The following is a 23779-nucleotide window of genomic DNA, read 5'->3' on the forward strand; positions in this document are numbered from 1 at the left end:
GTCATCAGGCATCTACCCGACTGACTGAAAGCTTGATCTTCGTGTCTCCGACTTCATACTCCTGGCCCTCTACGCTTTTCTTCTGCAACTTGTTGCATAGGGTCTCATGCGCAATATAAGAACCAAAATCCTCAAAGACTCCGTCAAGGACAGCATCGCCATCCCACTCAAGCGTGATATGGTCGGCAACATCAAACCCGGCATCCTTCCTCATGTTCTGGACAACCCTGATGATGTCTCTGGCAACACCTTCCTTGATAAGCGCATCTGTCAGTTTCGTATCAAAAGCAACTGTCAGCTCACCCTCATTCAGCACCTTGACATCTTCAAGTTCCGTCCTCTGGATAACCAGATCGGCCTCACCGAGCTCAATCGTCCCATCGGTATAAGATATGGAAACAGTCCCACCATCAAGGATACCGGCAATTGCACTGCTGTCCAATTGCTGGATCTGATTTGCTACTTCCTTCATATACTTGCCCAGTTTCTTACCAAGAAGCTTGAAGTTTGCCTTTGCCTGATAACTTACAAGATTGCTTTCATCAGCCTGGATATGCACCTGTTTGACATTGAGTTCTTCACAGATGATATCAGTCATCGAAGAAAGGATCCGGCGGTCATCGTCACTGCGGTCAACCAAGTAAAGGGTACTGAGCGGCTGGCGTATCTTCAGGTTATGGCTGCTTCTCAGGCTTCTTCCCATGACGATTGACTTCATTGCCAATCCCATCTGTTTCTCAAGTTCAGGATCTCTCTCTTTCTCATCATAGGCAGGATAGTCACAAAGGTGGACAGAAGAAGGCATTGCCTCAGTCCTGAGATTGCGATAGATCTCTTCAGTTACGAACGGTACTATCGGGGCACAGGCCTTCACCACTGTCATCAGCACGCTGTAAAGCGTATCATAAGCCATCTTCTTGTCACTGTCATTCTCACTGCGCCAGAATCTCCTGCGGCTTCTCCTGATATACCAGTTGTTGAGATTGTCAATGAAAGCCACCATCGTCGCACAAGCCCGCTGGATATCATAGTTGTCAAATGCCTCAGTAACATCCTTGACAAATCCCTGGCACGTACTGATGACCCAACGGTCAAGGGAATTTTCCAGCTTTTCGAACGGCGTTTCTCCAGGGACATACCCATCTATGTTCGCATAGGTAACAAAGAACGAATAGGCATTCCAAAGAGGAAGGATGAACGTCTTGATGACATCTTTTACGGATTCATCACTGAATTTCAAATCATCCGCCTTGACTACCGAACTGTCCATAAGGGCAAAACGAAGCGCATCGGCACCGTAGGTGTTGATCAGCTCCATAGGATCGGTATAGTTCCTCTCGCTCTTGCTCATCTTCTTGCCTTCGGCATTGAGCACGATACCGTTGGTGACACAATGAAGGAAAGCCGGTTTCTCAAAAAGTGCAGCCGCAATGATAGTGAGCGTATAGAACCAACCACGGGTCTGGTCCAGTCCTTCACAGATGAAATCAGCCGGGAAGTTTCCTTCGAAACGTTCCTTATGTTCAAACGGATAGTGCTGCTGGGCATAAGGCATGGAACCTGATTCAAACCAACAGTCAAGGACATCGCTGATACGCCGCATCGTGCCTTTCCCATCAGGGCTAGGCCATGTAAGCTCATCAACATACTGCTTGTGCAGATCCTCGACATGACGTCCGCATTTCTTTTCAAGTTCAGCTACGGAACCGATCACTTCGATATGATCAGAACCATCACATTTCCACACCGGTATCGGGTTGCCCCAGAACCTATTCCTGGAAATAGCCCAATCCCGTGCACCTTCAAGCCACTTGCCGAATCTTCCATGCTTGAGATGAGAAGGCACCCAAGTAATCTCCTCATTGCAGTCAAGCATAGTCTGCTTGATCTTCTGCACATCGACAAACCAGCAGGACATTGCCCTGTAGATCAATGGCATCTTGGTACGATAGCAGAAAGGATATGAGTGCAGGTAATTCTCACGCTTGACCAGCTGGCCGTTCTTCTTGAGCATATCGATGACGTCTTTGTCGCAATCCTTGACGAAACGTCCCTTGAAATCAGGAACTTCATCGGTGAACTTGCACTCATCATCCACAGGACAGACAACCGGGATTCCAGTTCCTTTCAGCACATTGTAGTCATCTTCACCGAAGCCGCTTGCCGTATGTACGATGCCGCAGCCATCCTCAGTAGTGACATAGTCACCAAGCACCGTCACAAAGGCTCCGGCACTTTCCTTCAGATTTGCAAAGTAAGGGAACAGAGGAGTGTAGCCGATACCTTTCAGGTCACGGCCTTTATAGGTTGCAACTATTTCATAGTCACTTTCATCCTTGTAGTAATGTGACAGGCGATCCTTGCCCAGGATGTAATACTCATTGCCGTCCTTGACCTTCACATAATCGATATCGGGACCAAGTGCAAGGGCCAGGTTGCTGGGAAGTGTCCATGGCGTAGTCGTCCATGCAAGGAAATAGGTATCCGTTGTCCCATCCACAAGGAACCTGACGGTTACAGCCTGGTCGACCACATCGCGATAGCCACCCAAGTTGACTTCAAAATTCGAAAGTGGACAGGCAAGTTTCGGGCTATACGGAAGGATGTTGTATCCTTCATAGATCAGGCCCTTGTCATACAATGACTTGAAGACCCACCAGATCGATTCCATATAGTCTTTGTCCATGGTACGATAGCCATGTTCGAAATCAACCCATCGTCCCATACGTTTGATCGTCTGTTTCCATTGGCTGGTAAAACGCAATACGATGGACTTGCAGTTGTCGTTGAACTTGGCAACCCCATAATCCTCTATTGCACTATGTCCGCTGATACCCAGCGTCTTTTCCATTTCATATTCAACGGGAAGTCCATGGCAATCCCATCCCCACCGTCTGTAGACACGCTTGCCCTTCATGGACTGGTAACGTGGAATGGCGTCTTTTATGGTACCCGGAACCATATGTCCGAAATGGGGAAGCCCCGTCGCAAAAGGAGGGCCATCATAAAAGACAAACTCATTGTCTGCAGGGCGTTGTTCGACGGATTTGGAAAAGACATCTTCCTCGTCCCAGAACTTCAGGATCTTTTCTTCGACTTTCGGAAAGTCGACTCTCGTACTGACTGGACGAAACATTTCAACTCCTAAGAATGAAAACTCATTTCCAACAATAATACGTAAAAATTACATCAATGGCAACACTTGACAACCACGCAGACAGAGAAGAAATACCCCTATTCCCACTGTTTCCGTAATTGACGCGCACAAGGCAAGCCTATATCCTTGTGACCATGAAAACTTTTCCTCTCAACGCAGATGTCAGGGCTCTCTCCCACATATTCAAGATCAATGGGTATAGCCTTTACATAGTTGGTGGTGCCGTCCGTGATTTCTTGCTTGGAAACAAGATACAGGATTTTGACTTTACGACCGACGCAAAACCGCAGCAAGTGATGCGCCTGTTCTCCAGGACTATTCCGACCGGCCTCAAGCACGGGACGGTCACCGTCCTGTTCCATGGGCATTCATATGAAGTCACTACGTTCCGTACCGACGAAGGCTATTCAGATGGCCGTCACCCTGACAAGGTCAGTTTCGTTCCCAGCCTCGAAGAAGACCTAAAGAGAAGAGACTTCACGATCAACGCTCTCGCCGCTGATATGGAATCTGGAAAAATCATTGACCTCCATGAGGGTATACAGGATCTGAAGAGGAAAAGCATACGGGCAATCGGAGAGAGCAGGCAACGCTTTACCGAAGACGGGCTGAGGATCATGAGAGCCTGCCGTTTTGCATCTTGTCTTGGCTTTGACATAGAGCAAGGGACTTTCAATGCAATGGAAGCCTGCAGGGATAATCTCAAAAACGTATCAAAGGAACGGATCAGAGAAGAATTCTACAAGCTGTTGATGGGAAAACAAGCCAGAAAGGGTCTGCAGCTCATGCTGGATAGCCATGTCATGAATCAGGTATTGCCTGAAATTGCAGAACTGGCCGGTATTGAACAGGGAGGCTTCCATCATGAGGATGTCCTGGAACACACACTGTCTGCCGTGGATGTTGCAACACAACTTGATTATCCGCTTCCTGTACGAATCGCGGCCCTGTTGCATGACATAGGCAAAAAAGAAACACAGCAGGAAGATGCTGCACGTAGCCAGGAAGATGGCAGGAAAGCCTATTCCTTCCATGGACATGAGCTGGTTTCTGAACGGAAGGCACATACTATCCTTCGTAGGTTGAAGGACTCCAACGAACAAATAGACTTGGTATGCAATCTTGTCAGGAACCACATGTTCCATTACACACCGGACTGGAGTGATGGAGCCGTCCGACGATTCATCAACAGAGTAGGCAGAAGCAACCTGGACTACCTGTACCAGCTGCGCATGTGTGATGCAAAAGCCATTGACAATAGGGCCAACTGGAGTTGCATCGGAGAATTGGAACAACGGGTTTCTGCACTGCTGGAAAGAAATGAGGCACTTACGCTCAGCGACCTTGCAGTCAATGGCAAGGATCTCATGGAAGCAGGTATCCCTGCAGGACCAGCAATGGGACAAGTACTCCAGCAATTGCTGGAGACAGTCCTTGATGACCCTGCACAAAACACAAAGGGAACACTGCTTGGAATTGCTACCGCCTACTATGCCACTTATCTGGCATGATAGGCTGGCATCAGCAATCCAGCTGGTGTCCCTCTGCTGTAAGAGCCTCGAAAGCTAATTTCGCAGCATTCTGCTGGGCTTGCTTCTTGTTTTGGCCGGAAGCAGGTCCGAAGACTGTTCCATTGAGCTTGATGTTCATGAAAAAGACACGCTTGTGATCAGGACCTTCCGTCTTGACCAGTTCATATTCAGGTACACATTTCCATTCTTTCTGGGAATACTCCTGGACAGCAGTCTTATAATCCCTTACAAGCTTATGGGAAAAATATGCCTGTATCTGACCTACCATCAATCTTTCAATCAGTTCCTTTGCAACAAAGAACCCTTGGTCAAGATATACGCATCCGAAGATGGCTTCCATGCAGTCCGAAAGGATAGCTTTCTTTTTCTTCCCTCCGGTAATCCGTTCCCCCTTGCCGACCAAAAGCAATTCACCGACACCAAGCTGTACGGCTACTTCGTACAGTGAATCTTCACTGACGACAGCGCTTCTTATACGGGAAAAATCACCTTCATGCTTTGCAGGAAGGTTGAGAAACAGCCAATCACTTACCGAAAGGCTAAGCACGGAATCCCCTAGGAATTCCAGACGTTCATTGTTGTCAGTCGCGTCCGGACATTCATTGGTATAGGACCTGTGTGTAAAGGCAAGGTTGAACATATTGACATCCTCGACCTGAACACCCAGTTTCCTTTGAAAACTTACAAGCTCCCGCGTTCTCTCAGCAGAGACAGGGGGAGCTTGTCCAACTTTGGCATTAATCATCAGAATGAAGGAGCCTCAGTTTTTTTGAGAAGAAAGGTAATCGACCGCATCCTTGACAGTTTCGAACTCATTGGCCTTCTCATCAGGAATGGCAATGCCCATTTCTTCTTCAATGGCATAAATCAGTTCATAGGTATCCAAGCTGTCTGCCCCTAAATCCTTGCGGAAAGAGGCATCCATGGTGACCTTTTCGGGATCCACATCAAGTTTCTCAGCAATCAATGCCTTTACCTGTTCAAACATTTCATTGTTCATCTATAATTACCTCTTCTGTTATTTGCTGCTTGTGTCAATAATCTGCTCACCCTTGTAATACCCACAATTAGGGCATACTCTGTGAGGCAGGATAAGGTTACCGCAAGTAGAACATTCCACCAACGTAGGAGCTTTGAGCTTCATGTTGGCAGCCTTACGGGAAGCAGCCCTTGACTTTGATGTCTTATATTTCGGTGTTGCCATTATATATACCTCTTGTACGATTTAGTTATTACCTGTTGACGCTTAGGCAAGCATAACAAAAACTGCGTGAAGCGTCAACAACAAACCCAGGTAATTTACCTTAAGCTGAAAAAGCTATCTTGTTCATTCGTTCATGCATGGACAAACACATTCCGGACCCGTAATTTGACGACACTTGCGTTGAACGGCTTCATTATCACATCAGCTGCACCAAGCTCCAAAGCCTTTTCCACGTTCGTGTCACCGTCTGCTATCAGAATGACTGGAATGGAAGACAATTGTGCATCCTTTTTCAGCAATGAGAGGAACTCCAGACTTTCCATATCCGGCAGGTGCATATCAAGAAGAATCAACGAAATTTCCCCATGATGACTATGAAGCAACTGAGAAGCTTCCTTACCAGTTGCTGCCTGGAGAACCTTACACTCACCGGTAAGATAGGTAGTAAGTGTCTTCCTAGTCATCTGTGTCCCGTCAACGACAAGGACTGTCCGTTGTTCATGCATTGTCTCGTCCCCTGCATAGAAGCAATGGCAGGCTCTCCCCATCTGTTTTGCATCATACAAAGCCATATCTGCCCTAGCAAACAAAGTATGGTAAGTATCTCCATAATGTGCCGTAGAAATCCCTATTGAAAGCGAAATAAAACAATTCATGTAAGAAAAAACATGTTCAACATGCTCCTGAAGCATGTTGGCAATTTTCGTCGCATATGCACGGTCTGCGTCAGGGAGGAACAAAACGAATTCATCTCCCCCTATCCTGCCTATCACCTCATTCCTACAGAACATTTCAAGCAACTGTTTGCCGAAGTTCTGCAGTACCATATCGCCGATCTGATGCCCCTGTGTATCGTTGATCATCTTGAACTTATCAATGTCAATGACAAAAAAGCAACCATATGCTTTCTGTTTCAAGGCATCATTGACAAGATATTCTACTGATTTCCGGTTGCAGACTCCTGTCAGGCTGTCAATGGTAGACATCTGATAGATTTCAAGCAGGCTTGACAGTTCGATTTTTTTTGTCTGATCAGAAAAGAATGCCCCAAGGATGGAACCCAACAGGGCCGTCATGCCGATGATGAAATCAGTCGTAAAGAAGAAATGAGGTTTGAAAAACCAAGACGTAAGCAGGAAACAGACACAGGCAGTCCCGCTGAGAAAAATAGAAACCGAGAGAGAAAAATGAAAAATCAATATCAGCAAGACCGAAACGATGCCATAGAAATATGCCGGAACATAAGGGTAGAGATAACAGTTGGAAATCATGAAGAAAACCATGACAAGGCCCCAGAACACATAGGCTGCTGCCGTAGCCCATTCCGTATGCAATTTGAGTTTCCGTTCAAGGATAAACTGATATATCCCCATCGAGACCAATGAAAAGAGGACAAAAAGAATCCTCATCTTGTCAAAACTCTGGAAAACAACCAAGAAAAAAAGAAAAAAGAGTATAAGAACTGCAATACGCCCGGCAATACGCACGATCTGCAGATTCCATTCATTGAGTATCTGCGGCAATTCAGCTAGTTGCTGGCGTGATAATACACTTCCCTTACTTTTTTTCATACCGATCTCTTATTTTCCTAGCCACAAGAGGAGGGACCATCGTAGAGATATCGGCATGATAGAAAGCCAATTCCCTTATCTGGGATGACCTCAGCAAGAAATAATTGGGACTGGTAGGCATAAACAGGACTTCAAGTTTGTCATACAGCTGCTTGTTGGTCATGGCCAATTCAAATTCATAGCCAAAATCGACCAAGGCACGCACGCCTCTGATCATGACCCTTATATCATGCTTCTTTGCAAAATCCACGACAAGTCCATTATAGATGACGACTTCAATATTGTCATGGCTGCTGAGAATCTGCGTCAGCATATCCTTCCGCTCTTCAGGGGAAAAAAGACACTGCTTGTTGATATTTGCAGCTACGACGACATACAGATGTTCATACAAACGTGCACTCCGTTCAATGATATCTATATGTCCGAGCGTAGGTGGATCAAAGGAACCGGGAAGCATGGCATTCATTGTTTTTGATTCTCCACATACTGTTTCATCTGCTGGTAAGTTTCAGGAGATTCCACGTTGATTTTTTTTTGCAGTATCAATTTACCTTCTGCATCGGTCGTGAAGATACCAAAGTTTCCCTCACCGATATAGCTAAGCTTCTCATCAGCACCGAGATGTTCTTCTTCCTTTATCTTGTCCATGATACAGTCAAAATGATAGAATCCATTTTCTCCTGCACTGACAGCCTCAGCAATATTCTCAATTGTCTTTCCACAGAGCAGGCAGTCAGGACGGGGCTCCACTACAGATTTTATAGGCGTATCAGGTAAGGTACCATGAAATTGCTTCCTATCCTGTGATGGCAGAAGTTTTCGCCCTTGGTCACTGCGTTCGTGTCCATCTTTTCTCAGGGCTCCTTTTTTCTTCCTGCGCCTTTTCTCGCCCCTCTTCTTTTTCCGTACATCCATTTCAGGAAAATTATTCTTTTCCATGTATCCTCCGACAGTCATGCAGACACAGCCCTGATCATGATAGTATATTTCTGATGATATTGACAAGGAACACACGAACATGTCTTCACAGACTGCAGAAGGGTGGCAAAACGCCACCCTTCCTGTAGTTCCGCAATCGATGATGACTTAGCGGTTCTTGCTGACAATAAGCTCTTTGACCTTGGCCGCTTTCCCAACCCTTTTCCTGATATAATAGAGCTTTGCCCTTCTGACACGTCCTTTGCGAACGACTTCAATTTTTTCGATACGGGGAGAATGAAGCGGGAAAATCCTTTCTACACCCACACCATAGGAAATTTTTCTTACGACGAAAGAGCGACGGAGTCCACTGTTGTTCTTGGCAATGACCAAGCCTTCAAAAACCTGGACTCTTTCCGTTGTACCTTCAATAATCTTGAAGTAAACCTTGATTGTATCACCAACTCTGAAATTCTCAGCGTTTTCCCTCATCTGCTCTTCTTCAATTGCTTTAATTACGTCCATTTTAGGTCCTCTTTGCCTTGTTTCTGATTTCTTGCAAAGCTTTTCTGGTCTTGACATCCAACGATGCCTCTTCCAAAAGCTCCGGCCGGTTCAACAATGTCTTTTCCAGCCGCTTACCCAAGCGCCAAGCTTCAATTTCTGCATGGTTGCCACCCAACAATACAGGGGGAACCTGCATATCCTTATACAACTCAGGCCGGGTATACTGTGGATACTCCAGCAAATTGCCGGTAAAGCTTTCCTCTTTGAGAGACTCACCGTTGATCACACCGTCTACCAGACGATAGACAGCATCTATGATCACAAGGCTTGCCACCTCACCACTGGAAATCACGTACTCACCGATACTAATCTCGTCATCAACATACAGGTCAATTGCCCGTTGGTCAATTCCTTCGTAATGTCCGCAGATAAAGACCAAGTCTTTTTCCTTGCTCAGTTCCTGGGCGTAGGCCTGGGAAAAGGGCTTGCCGGACGGTGAAGCATAAATGACCCTCTTTTCACTGGCACCGATTGACTCCAACGCATCGCACAACGGCTGGGGCTTGATCACCATCCCTGCACCGCCTCCATAAGGCGTATCATCACAGGTATGATGACAATCAGTAGCGAAGTGACGAAAATCAATCAAGTTATAAGAGATTCTACCCGCCTGGACAGCTCTCTTCATGATTGAATTCGTAAAGAAACCCTGGAGCATCTCTGGAAACAAGGTTACTACATCTATATTCATGCCAACAACCAAGGCGTCAACAGTTCAATGGTCTTTGCCTCAAGATTTACATTTGCAACATACCTGTCCATCTTGGGAACAAGGTATTTTTCCCCTTTTCCATCTGCTGCTTCCAGCATAAGGGACTGTGAACCCTCGAAGACATTAACCACTGTAGCCATTGGCAAACCGCCATGAACGAGTGTGCACCCGATCAAGTCGGCGACATAGTATTCCCCATCCTCAAGCGGGGCAGCCTCACTTCTTGGAACCTGAAGTGTAGCACCTGAAAGCTTTTTTGCTTCTTCCGGAGTATCAATACCCCGAATTTTCATCAGTGCCTGACTGCCCGACATGCGGAATCCATCGATATGACATGGAAGCTCGCGGCCATCCTTCAAGAGGATAATTCCCTCCTTGAGTTGTCCCAAGTAGGAGCAATCATCGTTGAATGGGCGGACCTTTACCTCACCCTTGACTCCGAAAGAAGTCTGGATGATAGCCGTTGCGAGCATATCCATACCTAATCCAAAATCTCCAAAACAGCACGCTTGCCGCTCTTTGTCGCAGAAGCACTCAGGATGGTTCTGATTGCCTTGGCAATGCGGCCCTGCTTGCCGATCACCTTGCCGACATCATCCGGGGCAACCCTGAGTTCCAAAATCGTTGACTTCTCGCCTTCGATCATAGTCACGGATACTTCCTCGGGGACATCTACAAGGGACTTTACAATGTATTCAACAAGATCTTTTTCCACAACTTTCCTCTTATTCCTGGACAGTTCTGGAAACTGTAATTCCCTGCTTATTAAGCAAGGAACGGACAGTCGCACTGGGTTGTGCACCCTTTGCAAGCCAATCTTTCACTGCCTCAACATTGAGAACCACTTGGTTTTCTTTGTTTTCGACGGGATGATACTGACCGACTTCTGCAAGTGTCTTACCCTTGGTTGCGACCCTGGAATCCTGGACAACGATCCTATAATAAGGACGCTTCTTGGATCCAAAACGCTTCAGTCTCATACTTGTGCTCACGCTGTTTCCTCCTACTCGAACTTCAATAGCTACGATTTGAGTTTGTATTTCCTTATCCGAACTGCTGCTGTAGCTTGTTCAGATATTTTTTATTCTTTGTAATCTTACGCATGGTATTACGCATTTTCTGAAATTTTTTCAAGAGCCTGTCAACATCAGATACACGCGTCCCACTTCCCTTGGCAATTCTCCTGCGCCGGGCAGGTCCTATAATCATGAAATTAGATCTTTCTTTCTTTGTCATCGAAAGTATGATTGCCTTGTCACGCTTGAACTGGTCCAAATCGAGCTTGCTGGTGTCTACATTGCCTGCGACACCCGGGACCATATCAAGGATCTTGTCCATCGACCCCATCTTCTCCATCTGCTTGATCTGTTCCAGATAATCCTGCAGGTCAAAGGTCTTGTTCTTGATCTTCTTCTCAAGCTTTGCAGCTTCTTCCTGATCAACGACCTCCTGTGCCTTTTCGACCAAGGAGACGATATCACCCATTCCCAGGATCCTGCTGGCAATCCTGTCAGGATAGAACTGGTTGAGGTCTTCCATTTTTTCACCGACACCGATGAACTTGATGGGTTTGCCGACAACCGACTTCAGGGAAAGAGCTGCACCACCACGGGTATCTGAATCAAATTTGGAAAGGATGACTCCTGAAATACCTACATGCTGCTCAAATTCCTTTGCAATGGCAACAGCATTCTGTCCAGTCATTGCATCAGCAACGAAAAGCGTCTCATCCGGATGTACAGCTGCTGCGATGTCTGTAATTTCCTTCATCAGTATCTCATCAAGATGCATACGTCCTGATGTATCGATGATCATCACATCAAATTGATTCTTCCTGGCATATTCAAGCCCGCGCCGTGCAACGGTCACGGGATTTTTTTCACCTTCTATGGTAAAGACAGGGACTTCAACCTTTTCACCCAGTACCTGCAGCTGTGTGATTGCAGCAGGACGGACCAAATCAGCAGCAACCATGAGCGGACGCCTACCTGACTGCTTCAGCTTCAATGCAAGCTTTGCACTGGTCGTCGTCTTGCCGCTTCCCTGGAGTCCCATCATAAGCAGTACACTGGTCGTGTCTGGACCTTTGAGCTTCAGATCCTGGTTGCCTTCATCACTAAGGAGAGCAACCATCTTGTCATAGACGATTTTCGTAAACTGCTGCCCTGGGTCAACGGCCTTGAGTACCTTCTCACCCAAAGCTTCCTCACGTGTTGCATTGACAAAACGACGCACCACACGGAGGTTGACATCTGCATCAAGCAGGGCAACCTTTATCTGCTCTACGGCATCTTCAATATTTCTTTCGGTAATCTTGCCTTTTCCGGCAAAATTCCTCAGTATTCCTGAAAATTTCTCACTTATTGAATCAAACATTACCTATCTCAATTTTTTCTAAGCTCAAGTGCCACTTATACCCCAAGAAAACACCCGTTGTCAAGGCTGGAACAAGTTTTTTTCCTTTCGGTTATTCAAATTCCACACTTTCATTCTTATCATTCAATATAACCGGTTCCCCTTCCAATGCCCCCAACTTATAACTTACTGTCTTGGAGACACCAGCTTCTACCTGAGTCACCCCAAGCAAGGTAGTACTGCCGATGACCGTATGCTTGTTATGGGTAATGATGATAAACTGGCTGTCCTTCGAAAAATCATCAAGGACCGAAAGGAAGAATCCGATGTTCCTGTCGTCCAAAGCCGCATCAATCTCATCAAGGATACAGAAAGGACTTGGCTTGACCTGATAGGTTGCAAACAGCAGTGCAACTGCCGTCATGGAGCGCTCACCGCCGGAAAGAAGTGACAGTGCAGTCAGCTTCTTGCCAGGAGGTTGGGCAAGGATTTCAATACCACTTTCCAGGACATTGTCAGGGTCGCTGAGCTGCAGTTCTGCACGGCCACCACCGAAAAGTCTCTTGAATATCAACTGGAAGTTCTGTGAAATCTGCTGGTAGGTAGATTGGAACAGGTCAGTACTTTCCTTTGTAATGTCACCTAGGACTTCCTGCAGATCCCCCTTTGCTTTCAGCAGATCATTCATCTGCGTAGTAAGGAAGTCATACTGTTGCTTTGCCTCATTGAATTCATCTTCAGCCATCTGGTTTATGTAGCCAAGCTTGCCCAGGTCTTTCTTGACTTCCTCAAGTCTGTTTTTCAGTATCGTGGTATCTCCAAGGTCATCCTTCAACCTTTCTTCATACTCATTGAGGCTTTTCCCATAATTATCAAAGAAATCCGTATAGATCTTCTTGATCATTTCTCCCAGCTGTTCAATCTGCAGTTCCAGCCGGTCATTATCCCTGCGAAGCTGTTCCAGCCGCTGATAGGAATCATTCTTCTGGTTCTGCTTCATCTTGACAGCTTCAGTTAGGTTGTTGATATCTTCAATCTTCTGGCCAAGCTGCTCGGAAAGGGTTACGCCCTTTGCTGCAATCTGGTCCATTTCGGCTTCGCATTCCCTGATGCTCGTCTGGGTTTCATCAACACGTTGCAGGGCATCCTGACTTTCATGCATCCTGTCGCTGTAGTCAAGCTTCAGTTCCTCAGAAGCCCGTTTCGTCTTTTCAATTGCAATGTTCTGTGCCTCAATCCTACCCTCGATATCCTTGTCCGTCAGATTAAGGTCATAGATGTTATCCCTGTAATCATCGCATTGCACCCCAAGCTTGCTGTTTTTGTCCCGAAGGAATGAAATGCGTTCCCTCGCCAGGTTGACTGCTTTCCTGTTGTCTTTCATGTTGCTGTCAACAGTTCTCTTTCGGGTCACTATACCGTCTGAGGTAACAAAATCATCGACAAAGGTAGGAATGACTGCATCATAGGAGGCAAGCAATTTTTCCACTCGCAGCAGATTCTTCAGATTGCTGTCAAGATCTTTACTGACCATGGAGACCAAGGCAGAGGCATCCAGCCCTTCAAGTCGGGAAAGGCGCTGCTGCTGTTCTTTGACAGACTGGACGAAATGATCAAGGGTCTGCCTTAATTCTTCTCTTGCGGCAACCCTCTTATCGACACTGTAGTCACTTTGGCGAAGCTTCTCATCAAGCTGGAGTACGATGGAATCCGTCAGCTCTTCCAGCTCATGGGCAAGTTTTCCATAGGCATCCTCAAGATCCCGGGCCGCCTGTTCCTGGTCCGTTATCTCCTTGTTCTGGTCAATGATGAGCTGCTGAGCCTTTCGCAACGACAGTTCCATTGAGGCGATTTCGTCCTTTACCTCTTTTTTCTGCTGCACGAGATCGGCAACTTTCGCCTGATAGGAGGATATTTCCTGATCATTGCGTTCCAGTTTCTCCTTGATCGCTTCAGCTTTCTGCAAAGCAGAATCCTTGGTCAGCAGAAAATCCTTGAGACGCCCGGAAAGCAAATCCAAAAGGCTCTGTTTTCCTCTGTGCTCTTCTTCCAAACGCTTGAGCTCGGTCTGCATACCAGCACGGGATGCAATCTGATTCCTCAGATTTTCCTGCATCTCCTCAATGACCGTATCAATGCCGGAAAGGGAAACATTGCTGTTTTCCCATTCCTGTTTCTTCTGTTTCAGTTCTTCTGTCTTTGCATCGCTCAGCATAGCATACGTCTGCACCGATGAAAGCTGCACGTCGACTTCGAGGGAAAACTTTTCCTTTACCAACGCATTGTACCTGCTGCATCGCTCAGCCTGATTCTTCTTCAGTTCATAGGTACGCTTGACTTCCTGAAGGATGGTATCGACCTGTGCGATGTTTTCGTCGGTCTTGATCAGTTTCCGCTCAGCCTCCTTGCCTTGTACCTTATAGCGGGAAATTCCTGCTGCTTCCTCAAATATATAACGTCTGTCTTCGGGCTTGGTAGAAAGTATCTGGTCAATCTTACCCTGTTCAAGGATAGAATAGGCACTTTTACCGACACCGGTATCCATGAACAGTTCCCGGATATTCTTGAGCAGGACCTTTTCCCTGTTGAGATAGTATTCACTCTCTCCGCTCCTGAATATCCTTCTTTTTATTTCAATCTCACTATCATCAATAGTAAGGTAATGCTGCTCATTGCTTATAACCAAAGTTACTTCAGCCATCGTCATCGGCTTACGGGTATCGGTCCCGTTGAAGATGACATCTTCCATCCTGCCGGCTCTGAGTGTCTTCGTCGATTGTTCTCCCAATACCCATTTGATGGCATCTACAATGTTGCTTTTTCCACATCCATTAGGGCCAAGAAGGCTGGTAATCCCATCGGAGAAATCAAGGCGTGTCTTATCTGCAAAGGATTTGAATCCGAAGATCTCGAGACTTTTTAAGAACAAGATAATTTCCTTCTCCGGCAAGACCGGAAGCATACAGAGGCTGCTCGGCTCCCCAAGAAGAGCACATGGAAAGCATAGCAGATTTATAAAGCCGGCGTCAATTAAACATGGCTTGAAGTGACAGGACAATGGGGATAAGCTAGTCAAAAAAAGGAAATTGCAGAAATGCCACAATTTCAGATACAAACAGAAAAAGAAGCAAAAACAATCATCGTCGGTCTAGACGAAGCAGGCAGGGGGCCATTGGTGGGTCCGGTCTATGCCGGTGCCGTAGTCCTTCCCCAGGATTTTCCTCTAGGATGTCTCAACGATTCAAAGAAACTGTCAAAGGAAAAACGGGCAGAAGCAGAGGCAATCATCAAGGAAAAAGCCCTGGCATGGGCTACGGCCTTTGCAACGCATGAGGAAATCGACCATATCAATATATTGCAGGCCAGCATGCTGGCGATGAAGCGTGCATTCATGAAAGTCAGCCAGCAACTGGAAGAAAAAGGCTTCCATGCAGACCTTGCCTTGGTAGACGGTAACCGTTGCCCCGACCTACCGGTAGAAACGAAGGCTTTCGTAAAAGGAGATGCAACCTACCCGCCTATCATGGCAGCATCAATCCTTGCAAAACAGGAAAGGGATCGGATAATGGTGCTATGTGCAGAGAAATGGCCAGGCTACGGCCTTGAAAGACATATGGGCTATCCTACGAAGGCACACAGGAAAGCAATTGCACTGCTGGGACCGTTGCCGATCCAAAGAAAAAGCTTCCGCACTGTGCCACCTAAAAGCGAAGCACAAGGGAAGCTGTTTTCCGACATCTGAATCTGGTCCTATTCTTCCTCGCCGTTGTTATCATAGTCGTCGTTTTCTTCCCTACGATAGGACCGGCGTTCCTTGCCATGGATCTTGATGTAGTCAAGTGATTTCTGGAATTCCCTGATGAATTCGCCCATATCTTCCTGATAAACCAGAATTGATTGACGAATGAATCTGTTGGATTCTATATCACCCTTGCTTTCTACGATATTGAGATACAACTCACCATAAACGTTTTCTTTGACGTTGAAAAAATACGTCCTGTCATTCTTGACCAACCTGGTCGAAAAAACTTCTCCGCGCTGTCCCATATGCTTCCTCACTTGCAATTGATAAAAAACCAGCCTATCCTCGGCCTGAGCCCCTGTCAGTTTATTCTTTTCAATGGATCACAGGGGAAAAAAAGCTCTGCAAGCTACATAAGGCCTGCAGAGCAGCCTAAGCGCCCTACGGGGGTCGAACCCGCATCTCCAGCTTGGAAGGCTGGGGTAATACCGCTATACGAAAGGCGCGCGACATTGGTGATAATAGTAAACTGGAAATATTACGTCAAGTAGAACCAGGAAAATTCCCTGGATTTTTATCAAATCAAAGCACCCGCCTCCAAAAAGGAGAACGGGTGCTTGTCTCCCTGCAGCCGTATGATTACTTCTGGAGGGTGATAGGCGTGCCATAGTAGGCGGCCTTGTAGATCATCTTCACATCAGCAACAGTAGGATGTCCCGGATTTGTCAGCGTGCAGGGATCTTCAAATGCATGCTGGCTCATTCTGTCAAGCACAGCCTCGAACTTTTCGGGAGTAATTGCAACTTCCTTGCAGTCCTTGAAGTTTGTAGGAATACCGACCTTTGCGTTGATCTCCTCGACATTCTTTGCAAAATCAGGAATGCGCAGCTGCTTTTCACCGAAAGCGTACTTATCCGTGAACTGCTTGTTGTAAGCAATGATATAAGGAAGCAGGATTGCATTGGCAAGTCCGTGGGTAACACCGAATTCCCCGCCGATCTTATGGGCAAGCGAATGTACCAGGCCCAAGGAAGCATTGGTAAATGCCATGCCAGCCAGAGCAGAAGCTTCATGCATCTTCAACCTTGCGTCAAGGTCGTCGCCCTTTGCATATGCCGTAGGCAGGTTGTCGGTAACAAGGCGGATTGCTTCCAATGCATACGGATCCGTAAAGGGAGTTGCTGCAGTAGAAACAAGTGCTTCCAATGCATGGCACATGACATCCATGCCGGTATTGGCAGTAATGTGCGGGGGCATCGTCCTGGGTAAATCTGGATCAAGGATAGCCATATCAGGAACCATCTCACCAGATACCAGAGGATATTTGATATGATTTTCAGGATCAGTAATGACGGAGAATGCAGTAATCTCACTTGCAGTGCCGCTTGTGGACGGAATAGCAATGAATTTGGCCTTGTTCCTGAGTGCAGGCATGGAACCTACAGGAAGAAGCTGTTCAAAAGTCACTTCCGGATGCTCATAGAAACACCACATGACCTTGGCCGCATCAATTGCAGAACCACCGCCGATGGCAATGATCCAATCAGGCTTGAAGTCAAGCATTGCCTTTGCACCACGTTTGACAGTTGCAACCGAAGGGTTTGGTTCGACACCATCAATAAGAATAGCCTCTATGCCACCTTTCTTCAGAATTGCCGTGACCTTGTCGATGAAACCGAACCGCTTCATTGAACTACCACCGGTAACCAAGGCTGCCTTCTTTCCTTTCAACCCGGCAAGCTTTTCAAGTGAACCTTCTCCATAGTAGATTTCACGGGGAACAGAATAGCTCATTATACTCATCTTACATCTCCTTAGACAGGCAACTGCTGTCATCGATTTTCTTTTGGAACTACCTTCGGCTTATCTCCGATGGCTGCTTCCTTTTCTCTTTCGACTATAACATAGCAATCTGACGCAGTAGAGTCAATAGATAAATATATATTTTTATCTATATTCTGATTTTTTTTCTTTCAAAAGCGTTTTTAAGCAACCAGATAGGTATTATATGTCCAATTTTTTCAATAATTAGCCATCAATATATGAATCCAAACACATTTTCATTCTTTTTGTTCAATTCAAAATAAAAATGCCGTTGGCAATGATATTACCATTCCTGCTATATCGGCGAGGAAAATATCCTGCTCCAGTTGTGTTCTTTCCTCCTGATAGACTCAAAATTCCATAGCCGAAACCATCGGAAAATGAATCGCCATCTTTGAAGAAAGGAAATTTTGCTGTATCATGGTCGGCATGGAAGATTTATTCACTCGATATGCAGATTTGGTCTGTACACGTCAGCTGCAGCTGACAGCCGGAGACAAGCTTTCCATCCACAGTGAGGAAGCCACATTGTCATTTGCAAGAGATTTGGCAAAACTTGCTTCTGGATATACCAGGACCACTGTCAATATAGTGGTTACCGAAAAAGGACGAGTCAAGGAAATTGTTCCCATGGAACCTGATATCCCTGAAATGCTCAAGCTGGATGGCAAGACCCCTATCCTATGCCGCATCCTCAGCATGGAAAACCAGCCGTTGTTTGATGATGAGGATCCCTTCAAGATTGCAAAGGAAGCTGCTTCACTCAGCAGATACAACATGCTCGGAGAGCCTTTGGTCCTTGACCGACGGGTTGCTGTACCATGGGCAGTAGTTCCCGTTCCTGGCATGAATCTGCTTCTTGCACTGGAAGAAAATGCTGACAGCGAAGATCCTATCAGGTTATTGGAAATCCTGTATCGGCTCAGCATGGAGAATCCCGGAACGTTCTGGGACAACCAGAAGCAGCTCCTTGCACAAAGACGGCAGCAACTGGACAGCTTTGGTTCCCAAGCCCTGTTCCACATCCAGGGAAATGATACGGATTTCACCTGCAGGAAAGCAAAAAGGACCTGCTGGCAAGGCGGAGAAATCACTTTGGCAAGCGGCAGGACATTCCTGCCTTCCCTTCCCTGCCAGCATCTTCATGCCACGTTGGACGGCAGTTCGGCAGACGGTACGGTAACAGCATCCAGACCATTCATTGTCCTGGGAAAGTTCGTCAGGAACGCTACATTCAAGTTGGAACATGGCAGGGTCGTATCATTCGATGCCGAGGAAGGCAAGGATGCCTTGGCAGCTTTTTTCGGCGCCGACCTGAATGCAAACGTCGCCAGTACATTGAGCCTGGCAGACGAAGGGACAAGCGAATCATTGCATCTCAGGAAAGGTGTCCATCCTGTTTTCACGATCGAATCGACAGCCTGCCTGACTTTCGGGGCAATACAGACCGATACGCTTCTCGGGCAAAAAGATATGGATGACCTGGAACAGGATGAAATAAAAAGTTGCCTGGTCAGGCTGGTCATGCCTATCGGCACGCCAGACATGAAGGTAACTGTAACAGAAGAAGACGGAATCGAACATATGCTCATGTTGGATGGCAACTTTGAAGCATAGAAAGCAGTTCCGTCGATGTTTTACTTGCTTACCTGCCGTTGGTTGAGGTCATTGATCAGCTTGAGCCCATTGAGTGTATGGAGAGGATCGACCTCATCAAGGCAGGGAATCAGGGATGCAATGGTCTTCGAAAGCCCACCTGTCGCCATGACATGCAACTTTCCACCTATCTGTTTCTCAGTCCTTGCTATCATGGATTCGACCAGGCCCGCATAACCGAGCATGATTCCTGAACGTATTGATTCATCGGTAGTACGCCCCATCGACACTTTCGGAATCTTGAGCTCTACCTGCGGCAACTGGGCAGTCTGCCCGAACAAAGCATTCACGGCAGTTACCAGTCCTGGTGCAATCGCCGCACCGATCACATCGCCGTCAGCACCGACACAGCTTATAGTCAAAGCAGTCCCAAAATCAACGATTGCAACAGGCATATCAGGATGCAGATGATGCCCCCATGCCAAATTACAGAGAATATCAGTACCGAGCTCCGGAGGAATCGTCTCTCTTGCCAGGCCAGCCTTCACATCAAGGGTCACCATCAATGGCTGGATATTGAACAAGCGGATGATATTCTTCTGCAACGCCCTGGACAGATTCGGTACTACAGATGAGATGACCGCTTGGTCAACCTTGCTGACAAGACGAGGCCGTTCGCTGTGTGCAATCAGACTTTCCAGCATGACAAAGTATTCATCGCTTGTCTTGCTTCCGTCAGTATGTATACGCCAGGTCTCTACCCATGATGTACCATCATGGACAGCAATGACAATATTCGTATTTCCGATATCAACTGCACACAACATTCTCTGCCACCTTAGATTGAAACCGTATGGGCAGTATCACTATACAGCTTGTCACGCAGTTCGTTGACCCCCTCGTCAACCAGATATTCGTCAAAGCTCATCATCCGGTCAATGATACCGTTCGGAGTTATTTCAATGATCCGATTGGCTATGGTATTGACGAACTGATGGTCATGGCTGTTGAACAGGAGTACTCCGGTAAAGTCTATCAGTCCATTGTTCAATGCAGTGATGGATTCCAAGTCAAGATGCGAAGTCGGCTCGTCCATCAGCAGGCAATTGGCACCTTCCAGCATCAGCTTCGAAAGCACACAACGTACCTTTTCACCCCCAGAAAGGACAGTACAGTCCTTCAGTGCCTCATCGCCGCTGAAAAGCATGCGGCCCAGGAAACTTCTGATATAGGTATCGTCCTTGATCTCAGGTGAATATTGCCTGAGCCAATCTGTAATAGACAGATGTTCCTTGAACATTGAAGAATTGTCCTTGGGATAATAGGAAAGACTGGTCGTCACTCCCCATGAAAAAGTTCCTTCAAACTCAGTATCTTTTCCGCTGAGTATATCAAACAGGACAGTCTTGGCCTGATGCATGGGCCCGACAAAGGCAATCTTGTCCCCAGCGTTCACCGTAAGGGAAAAATCATTGAGCAACATCTCGCCATCTGATTTTTTGGTAAGGTCCCTGACATCAAGGATGTTCCTGCCGCACTCCCTGACAGGCTTGAACGCCACATAAGGGAATCTCCTGCTGCTTGGCTTGATATCATCGATGGTCAGTTTGTCGATCAGCTTTTTCCTGCTGGTCGCCTGCTTGGCCTTGGCAGCATTGGAACTGAACCGTTGGATAAAGTCCTTCAACTCAGCAATCTTGTCTTCCCTTCGCTTCTTTTCATCCTTCATCTGCTTTGCGGCAAGCTGACTGGAGAAATACCAGAAGTCATAGTTGCCGACATACAGCTGTATCCTTGAAAAGTCGATATCAGCAATATGAGTACAGACACTGTTGAGAAAGTGACGGTCATGGGAAACTACAATGACCGTGTTATTGAAATTTTCGAGGAAGTTTTCAAGCCATTGGATGGATTCCAGATCCAAGTGGTTTGTCGGTTCATCCAGGAGCAGGATATCAGGATTACCGAACAATGCCTGGGCAAGCAAGACCCTGACCTTGACATTGTCTTCAACCTCAGCCATCAGTTTCGTATGCTTGTCAGTCGTTATGCCAAGGCCATCCAGCAGCTGAGCTGCTTCAGCTTCGGCTTCCCATCCGCCAAGATCATTGAATTCGCCTTCCAGTTCTGCAGCCCTTATGCCGTCTTCTTCTGAAAAATCTTCCTTGGCATATATTGCCTCACGTTCCCTCATGATGGTATACAGCCGGTCATATCCCATGATCACCGTTTCAAGGACCGTATGACTCTGAAAAGCAAAATGATCCTGCCTAAGCATAGTCATACGTTCGCCCGGGGTTATGATGATCTCTCCTGTATCAGGTTCGATTTCTCCAGATAGAATTTTCAGAAAAGTTGATTTTCCTGCTCCGTTGGCACCAATTACGCCATAGCAGTTGCCTGGTGTAAACTTGATGTTGACTTCCTTGAAAAGTACTTGCGTACCAAAGGCCAGGGATATATTCGACGCTGTTATCATTGCTTGTTTCCTCTGAGGTAATATTGCAAAAAAAAGAGCAACCCCAGCGGCTGCCCATTTCAGTTCTTTTAGTAGTCCCTAGGGGAATCGAACCCCTATTTGGAGACTGAGAATCTCTCGTCCTAACCATTAGACGAAGGGACCGACAATAGCTGGGATGGAGGGACTCGAACCCCCAAAGGCAGAACCAGAATCTGCAGTGTTACCGTTACACCACATCCCAAACTCAAATTACCTGTGTACTATATGTAATCGTCCTCAAGTTGTCAATTACTTTCAAAAAGTTTTTTGCTTTGCCATGGCAGTCTTCTCAGGAAAAAGGCTAGAAAAGCAGTCACGGCTCCTTTGTCAAGACTCCGATTATATACAGATATACAAAGAGATTACTGTTGATTTTTAAAGGCTTTGACACGTGCACTGGCACTGGCATCAAACCCGTCACGATAGCCATCCTGGAGGTATCTGTAAGCAAGACCGGCTATCATTGCACCATTGTCCGTACAGAGCTTCAAAGATGGGAAAGTCACCGTGTATCCACCCTTTTCAAGGTCTTTTAATTCCCTGCGAAGCAAGCTGTTGGCTGCCACGCCGCCACCGGCGCTGATCCTCTTGTACCCCGTATCATCAAGAGCCAATCTCACACGTTTCATCAGAATCTGAATGGCAGATCTCTGGAAACTTGCTGCAATGTTCCCGTTGCTCTTTTCGCTCTTTCCATCCCAGAACTGGTCCCTTTGGTTGATGACCGCGGTCTTGAGCCCGGAATAAGAAATATCGTACCGATGCCCCTCGCCCAAAGACGGGCCAGGAAACAGGAATGCCTTGTCATTGCCTTTCTGGGAAAGTCGGTCAATTACCACCCCGCCGGGATATCCCATGCCATAATGCTTTGCCACTTTGTCAAAAGCTTCCCCGATTGCATCGTCTATCGTCGTCCCAAGGACCTCGACCCTGTCATAATCCTTTACTTCGCAGATAACCGTATGCCCACCTGATACCAAGATTCCCAGATATGGGTACTCCAAGAAATGTTCTATCTGGGAAGCATAGAGATGAGCCCTTATGTGATCAATGGTAATGAACGGTACATCGAGGCTGGCTGCAAATCCCTTTGCAAAATTCAGTCCCACCAGAAGGCTGCCCATCAGCCCTGGCCTGCTGGTCACGGCTACGGCATCTACATCGGTAGCATCCAACCCAGCCTGCTTCAGTGCAGCAGCCACTACCTGGTCTATCCACTCGGTATGCAACCGGCTGGCCAGTTCAGGAACGACACCCTCATAGGGCTTGTGCAACTCAATCTGGGTTGCAATGACATTGCTCAGTATCTGATTTCCATCCTTGACGACTGCAGCACTGCACTCATCACAGGACGTTTCAATTCCCAATACATTCATAGTGATTCCAACTTGGCAGATCCTATCAAAGAACTGCCATTCTCCTACATAATTTCTGAACAGAAAGACAGTACAGTCTTTCCTTATAATGATCCCTCATCATCTCCACCGCCGACAATCTCAGCATCGATACCAAGATGATTCATCATATCAAGGAACTTGCCTAATGAAGGCTCAGAATGGGAAAGGGCCTCGATGACCGACCGCATCTGGAGTTCTGCAATAGAAGCCCCCTGGTCCAGCAATGTGGGATATAAATCAATCAGGAAGGAACCGACCTCACTGCTCCAAGCCTCGCTGATCGTTGCAATATTCTTTTTTTCTACGGCCGGCAAAGGAACCAAGTCATTGGTAATCGGAAGACGTCCGACATGTATGACCATATTCTGCATTTTTCTCATAGCCTAAGAGTACTGAGAACAGCGGCTACGGTCAAGGAACTGAGAATGATAATCAAAAAAACTTAAGGCCAGGCAAAAAGTGATACAGCCGTCCTACAAAGGGGCTTTCCCACAAGATTTTCCATTCTATTGACAGAATAAGGAAAAATCTGTAGAGTGCTTTTCGTCAGTCGGCAGGATATCCGGTCAGCGCAGACATGCCAAAGTAGCTCAGGGGTAGAGCAGCTCACTCGTAATGAGCAGGTCAAGGGTTCGACTCCCTTCCTTGGCTTCCAGTACTTTCCCTTCATTACGAGGGGAAATTTTTTTGTCCGGACCTTTGCT

General features: G+C 46.8%; 23 protein-coding genes and 4 tRNA genes. 4 read left to right on the forward strand and 23 right to left on the reverse strand.

What is annotated here, in order from left to right; translation table 11 throughout:
* Window positions 1-4 precede the first annotated feature (4 nt).
* The gene (gene ileS / locus LKE40_02615; protein MCH3916372.1) at window positions 5-3136 is read right to left on the reverse strand and encodes an isoleucine--tRNA ligase; all 3132 of its coding nucleotides are present in this window, start codon (window positions 3134-3136) and stop codon (window positions 5-7) included.
* A 155-nt stretch (window positions 3137-3291) separates the two neighbouring features.
* On the opposite strand from ileS, the gene LKE40_02620 reads away from it, so the two are divergent.
* On the forward strand, window positions 3292-4668 hold the full coding sequence (locus LKE40_02620; protein ID MCH3916373.1) for a CCA tRNA nucleotidyltransferase: 1377 nt from the start codon (window positions 3292-3294) through the stop codon (window positions 4666-4668).
* Between the two features lie 10 nt (window positions 4669-4678).
* Here the strand turns inward: LKE40_02620 and rnc are convergent, their stop codons facing one another.
* The 13 genes from rnc to LKE40_02685 form a co-directional block, all read right to left on the reverse strand.
* The gene (rnc, locus tag LKE40_02625; protein MCH3916374.1) at window positions 4679-5434 is read right to left on the reverse strand and encodes a ribonuclease III; all 756 of its coding nucleotides are present in this window, start codon (window positions 5432-5434) and stop codon (window positions 4679-4681) included.
* A gap of 15 nt (window positions 5435-5449) precedes the next feature.
* Entirely contained in the window at window positions 5450-5689 is a 240-nt protein-coding gene (acpP, locus tag LKE40_02630; protein MCH3916375.1) for an acyl carrier protein, read from the reverse strand.
* An 18-nt stretch (window positions 5690-5707) separates the two neighbouring features.
* Window positions 5708-5893, reverse strand: coding sequence for a 50S ribosomal protein L32 (rpmF, locus tag LKE40_02635; protein MCH3916376.1), 186 nt, complete (start codon window positions 5891-5893; stop codon window positions 5708-5710).
* A 131-nt stretch (window positions 5894-6024) separates the two neighbouring features.
* Entirely contained in the window at window positions 6025-7464 is a 1440-nt protein-coding gene (locus LKE40_02640; GenBank protein MCH3916377.1) for a diguanylate cyclase, read from the reverse strand.
* Window positions 7451-7930: a pantetheine-phosphate adenylyltransferase gene (gene coaD / locus LKE40_02645; GenBank protein MCH3916378.1), complete on the reverse strand. Its 480-nt coding sequence runs from the start codon at window positions 7928-7930 to the stop codon at window positions 7451-7453. The genes LKE40_02640 and coaD overlap by 14 nt, the downstream gene beginning before the upstream one ends.
* Window positions 7927-8403, reverse strand: coding sequence for a hypothetical protein (locus LKE40_02650; protein ID MCH3916379.1), 477 nt, complete (start codon window positions 8401-8403; stop codon window positions 7927-7929). The genes coaD and LKE40_02650 overlap by 4 nt, the downstream gene beginning before the upstream one ends.
* Window positions 8404-8550: 147 nt before the next feature.
* A complete protein-coding gene (gene rplS, locus LKE40_02655; protein ID MCH3916380.1) occupies window positions 8551-8907 on the reverse strand; it encodes a 50S ribosomal protein L19 in 357 nt (118 codons plus the stop codon).
* 1 nt (window position 8908) lies between these two features.
* On the reverse strand, window positions 8909-9640 hold the full coding sequence (gene trmD / locus LKE40_02660; GenBank protein MCH3916381.1) for a tRNA (guanosine(37)-N1)-methyltransferase TrmD: 732 nt from the start codon (window positions 9638-9640) through the stop codon (window positions 8909-8911).
* Window positions 9637-10140: a ribosome maturation factor RimM gene (gene rimM / locus LKE40_02665; protein ID MCH3916382.1), complete on the reverse strand. Its 504-nt coding sequence runs from the start codon at window positions 10138-10140 to the stop codon at window positions 9637-9639. The genes trmD and rimM overlap by 4 nt, the downstream gene beginning before the upstream one ends.
* A gap of 2 nt (window positions 10141-10142) precedes the next feature.
* Window positions 10143-10376, reverse strand: coding sequence for a KH domain-containing protein (locus LKE40_02670; GenBank protein ID MCH3916383.1), 234 nt, complete (start codon window positions 10374-10376; stop codon window positions 10143-10145).
* Window positions 10377-10386: 10 nt separating this feature from the next.
* On the reverse strand, window positions 10387-10641 hold the full coding sequence (gene rpsP / locus LKE40_02675; GenBank protein MCH3916384.1) for a 30S ribosomal protein S16: 255 nt from the start codon (window positions 10639-10641) through the stop codon (window positions 10387-10389).
* Between the two features lie 64 nt (window positions 10642-10705).
* Complete coding sequence (gene ffh / locus LKE40_02680) at window positions 10706-12037, reverse strand: signal recognition particle protein (GenBank protein MCH3916385.1); 1332 nt, start codon at window positions 12035-12037, stop codon at window positions 10706-10708.
* 91 nt (window positions 12038-12128) lie between these two features.
* Window positions 12129-14945 carry an AAA family ATPase gene (locus LKE40_02685; protein ID MCH3916386.1) on the reverse strand — a complete coding sequence of 939 codons (2817 nt, stop codon included), beginning with the start codon at window positions 14943-14945 and terminating at the stop codon, window positions 12129-12131.
* 165 nt (window positions 14946-15110) lie between these two features.
* On the opposite strand from LKE40_02685, the gene LKE40_02690 reads away from it, so the two are divergent.
* Window positions 15111-15758: a ribonuclease HII gene (locus LKE40_02690; GenBank protein MCH3916387.1), complete on the forward strand. Its 648-nt coding sequence runs from the start codon at window positions 15111-15113 to the stop codon at window positions 15756-15758.
* A gap of 8 nt (window positions 15759-15766) precedes the next feature.
* Here the strand turns inward: LKE40_02690 and LKE40_02695 are convergent, their stop codons facing one another.
* The 3 genes from LKE40_02695 to LKE40_02705 all read right to left on the reverse strand — a co-directional run bounded on the left by LKE40_02695 (window position 15767) and on the right by LKE40_02705 (window position 17555).
* Window positions 15767-16063 carry a DUF3276 family protein gene (locus tag LKE40_02695; protein MCH3916388.1) on the reverse strand — a complete coding sequence of 99 codons (297 nt, stop codon included), beginning with the start codon at window positions 16061-16063 and terminating at the stop codon, window positions 15767-15769.
* Between the two features lie 130 nt (window positions 16064-16193).
* Window positions 16194-16264, reverse strand: a tRNA-Gly gene (locus LKE40_02700).
* A 133-nt stretch (window positions 16265-16397) separates the two neighbouring features.
* Window positions 16398-17555: an iron-containing alcohol dehydrogenase gene (locus LKE40_02705; GenBank protein MCH3916389.1), complete on the reverse strand. Its 1158-nt coding sequence runs from the start codon at window positions 17553-17555 to the stop codon at window positions 16398-16400.
* Window positions 17556-18011: 456 nt separating this feature from the next.
* Here LKE40_02705 and LKE40_02710 point away from each other — a divergent pair, with 456 nt between their 5' ends.
* Complete coding sequence (locus LKE40_02710; GenBank protein ID MCH3916390.1) at window positions 18012-19199, forward strand: aminopeptidase; 1188 nt, start codon at window positions 18012-18014, stop codon at window positions 19197-19199.
* A gap of 20 nt (window positions 19200-19219) precedes the next feature.
* On the opposite strand, the gene LKE40_02715 is transcribed toward LKE40_02710, so the two are convergent.
* From LKE40_02715 to LKE40_02740, 6 genes are all read right to left on the reverse strand, one after another.
* On the reverse strand, window positions 19220-20005 hold the full coding sequence (locus LKE40_02715; GenBank protein MCH3916391.1) for a type III pantothenate kinase: 786 nt from the start codon (window positions 20003-20005) through the stop codon (window positions 19220-19222).
* Between the two features lie 11 nt (window positions 20006-20016).
* Complete coding sequence (locus LKE40_02720) at window positions 20017-21657, reverse strand: ATP-binding cassette domain-containing protein (protein ID MCH3916392.1); 1641 nt, start codon at window positions 21655-21657, stop codon at window positions 20017-20019.
* Window positions 21658-21729: 72 nt separating this feature from the next.
* Window positions 21730-21801, reverse strand: a tRNA-Glu gene (locus tag LKE40_02725).
* Window positions 21802-21809: 8 nt separating this feature from the next.
* Window positions 21810-21880: transfer RNA gene (locus LKE40_02730), tRNA-Gln, on the reverse strand.
* A 160-nt stretch (window positions 21881-22040) separates the two neighbouring features.
* Complete coding sequence (gene tsaD, locus LKE40_02735) at window positions 22041-23054, reverse strand: tRNA (adenosine(37)-N6)-threonylcarbamoyltransferase complex transferase subunit TsaD (protein ID MCH3916393.1); 1014 nt, start codon at window positions 23052-23054, stop codon at window positions 22041-22043.
* An 83-nt stretch (window positions 23055-23137) separates the two neighbouring features.
* Window positions 23138-23455, reverse strand: a complete 318-nt coding sequence (locus LKE40_02740; protein MCH3916394.1) for a hypothetical protein — start codon at window positions 23453-23455, stop codon at window positions 23138-23140.
* A 199-nt stretch (window positions 23456-23654) separates the two neighbouring features.
* Here LKE40_02740 and LKE40_02745 point away from each other — a divergent pair.
* Window positions 23655-23726 (forward strand) — tRNA-Thr (locus LKE40_02745).
* The last annotated feature ends 53 nt before the right edge of the window (window positions 23727-23779 follow it).

The organism is Spirochaetia bacterium (assembly GCA_022482625.1).
Classification (GTDB): Bacteria; Spirochaetota; Spirochaetia; order Sphaerochaetales; family Sphaerochaetaceae; genus Pleomorphochaeta.

Excerpts from the sequence above, each read along its gene's own strand:
- ileS (MCH3916372.1), bottom strand. The coding sequence starts at position 3,136 with ATGTTTCGTCCAGTCAGTACGAGAGTCGACTTTCCGAAAGTCGAAGAA.
- LKE40_02620 (MCH3916373.1), top strand. The coding sequence starts at position 3,292 with ATGAAAACTTTTCCTCTCAACGCAGATGTCAGGGCTCTCTCCCACATA.
- rnc (MCH3916374.1), bottom strand. The coding sequence starts at position 5,434 with ATGATTAATGCCAAAGTTGGACAAGCTCCCCCTGTCTCTGCTGAGAGA.
- acpP (MCH3916375.1), bottom strand. The coding sequence starts at position 5,689 with ATGAACAATGAAATGTTTGAACAGGTAAAGGCATTGATTGCTGAGAAA.
- rpmF (MCH3916376.1), bottom strand. The coding sequence starts at position 5,893 with ATGGCAACACCGAAATATAAGACATCAAAGTCAAGGGCTGCTTCCCGT.
- LKE40_02640 (MCH3916377.1), bottom strand. The coding sequence starts at position 7,464 with ATGAAAAAAAGTAAGGGAAGTGTATTATCACGCCAGCAACTAGCTGAA.
- coaD (MCH3916378.1), bottom strand. The coding sequence starts at position 7,930 with ATGAATGCCATGCTTCCCGGTTCCTTTGATCCACCTACGCTCGGACAT.
- LKE40_02650 (MCH3916379.1), bottom strand. The coding sequence starts at position 8,403 with ATGGAAAAGAATAATTTTCCTGAAATGGATGTACGGAAAAAGAAGAGG.
- rplS (MCH3916380.1), bottom strand. The coding sequence starts at position 8,907 with ATGGACGTAATTAAAGCAATTGAAGAAGAGCAGATGAGGGAAAACGCT.
- trmD (MCH3916381.1), bottom strand. The coding sequence starts at position 9,640 with ATGAATATAGATGTAGTAACCTTGTTTCCAGAGATGCTCCAGGGTTTC.
- rimM (MCH3916382.1), bottom strand. The coding sequence starts at position 10,140 with ATGGATATGCTCGCAACGGCTATCATCCAGACTTCTTTCGGAGTCAAG.
- rpsP (MCH3916384.1), bottom strand. The coding sequence starts at position 10,641 with ATGAGACTGAAGCGTTTTGGATCCAAGAAGCGTCCTTATTATAGGATC.
- ffh (MCH3916385.1), bottom strand. The coding sequence starts at position 12,037 with ATGTTTGATTCAATAAGTGAGAAATTTTCAGGAATACTGAGGAATTTT.
- LKE40_02690 (MCH3916387.1), top strand. The coding sequence starts at position 15,111 with ATGCCACAATTTCAGATACAAACAGAAAAAGAAGCAAAAACAATCATC.
- LKE40_02695 (MCH3916388.1), bottom strand. The coding sequence starts at position 16,063 with ATGGGACAGCGCGGAGAAGTTTTTTCGACCAGGTTGGTCAAGAATGAC.
- LKE40_02710 (MCH3916390.1), top strand. The coding sequence starts at position 18,012 with ATGGAAGATTTATTCACTCGATATGCAGATTTGGTCTGTACACGTCAG.
- LKE40_02715 (MCH3916391.1), bottom strand. The coding sequence starts at position 20,005 with ATGTTGTGTGCAGTTGATATCGGAAATACGAATATTGTCATTGCTGTC.
- LKE40_02720 (MCH3916392.1), bottom strand. The coding sequence starts at position 21,657 with ATGATAACAGCGTCGAATATATCCCTGGCCTTTGGTACGCAAGTACTT.
- tsaD (MCH3916393.1), bottom strand. The coding sequence starts at position 23,054 with ATGAATGTATTGGGAATTGAAACGTCCTGTGATGAGTGCAGTGCTGCA.
- LKE40_02740 (MCH3916394.1), bottom strand. The coding sequence starts at position 23,455 with ATGAGAAAAATGCAGAATATGGTCATACATGTCGGACGTCTTCCGATT.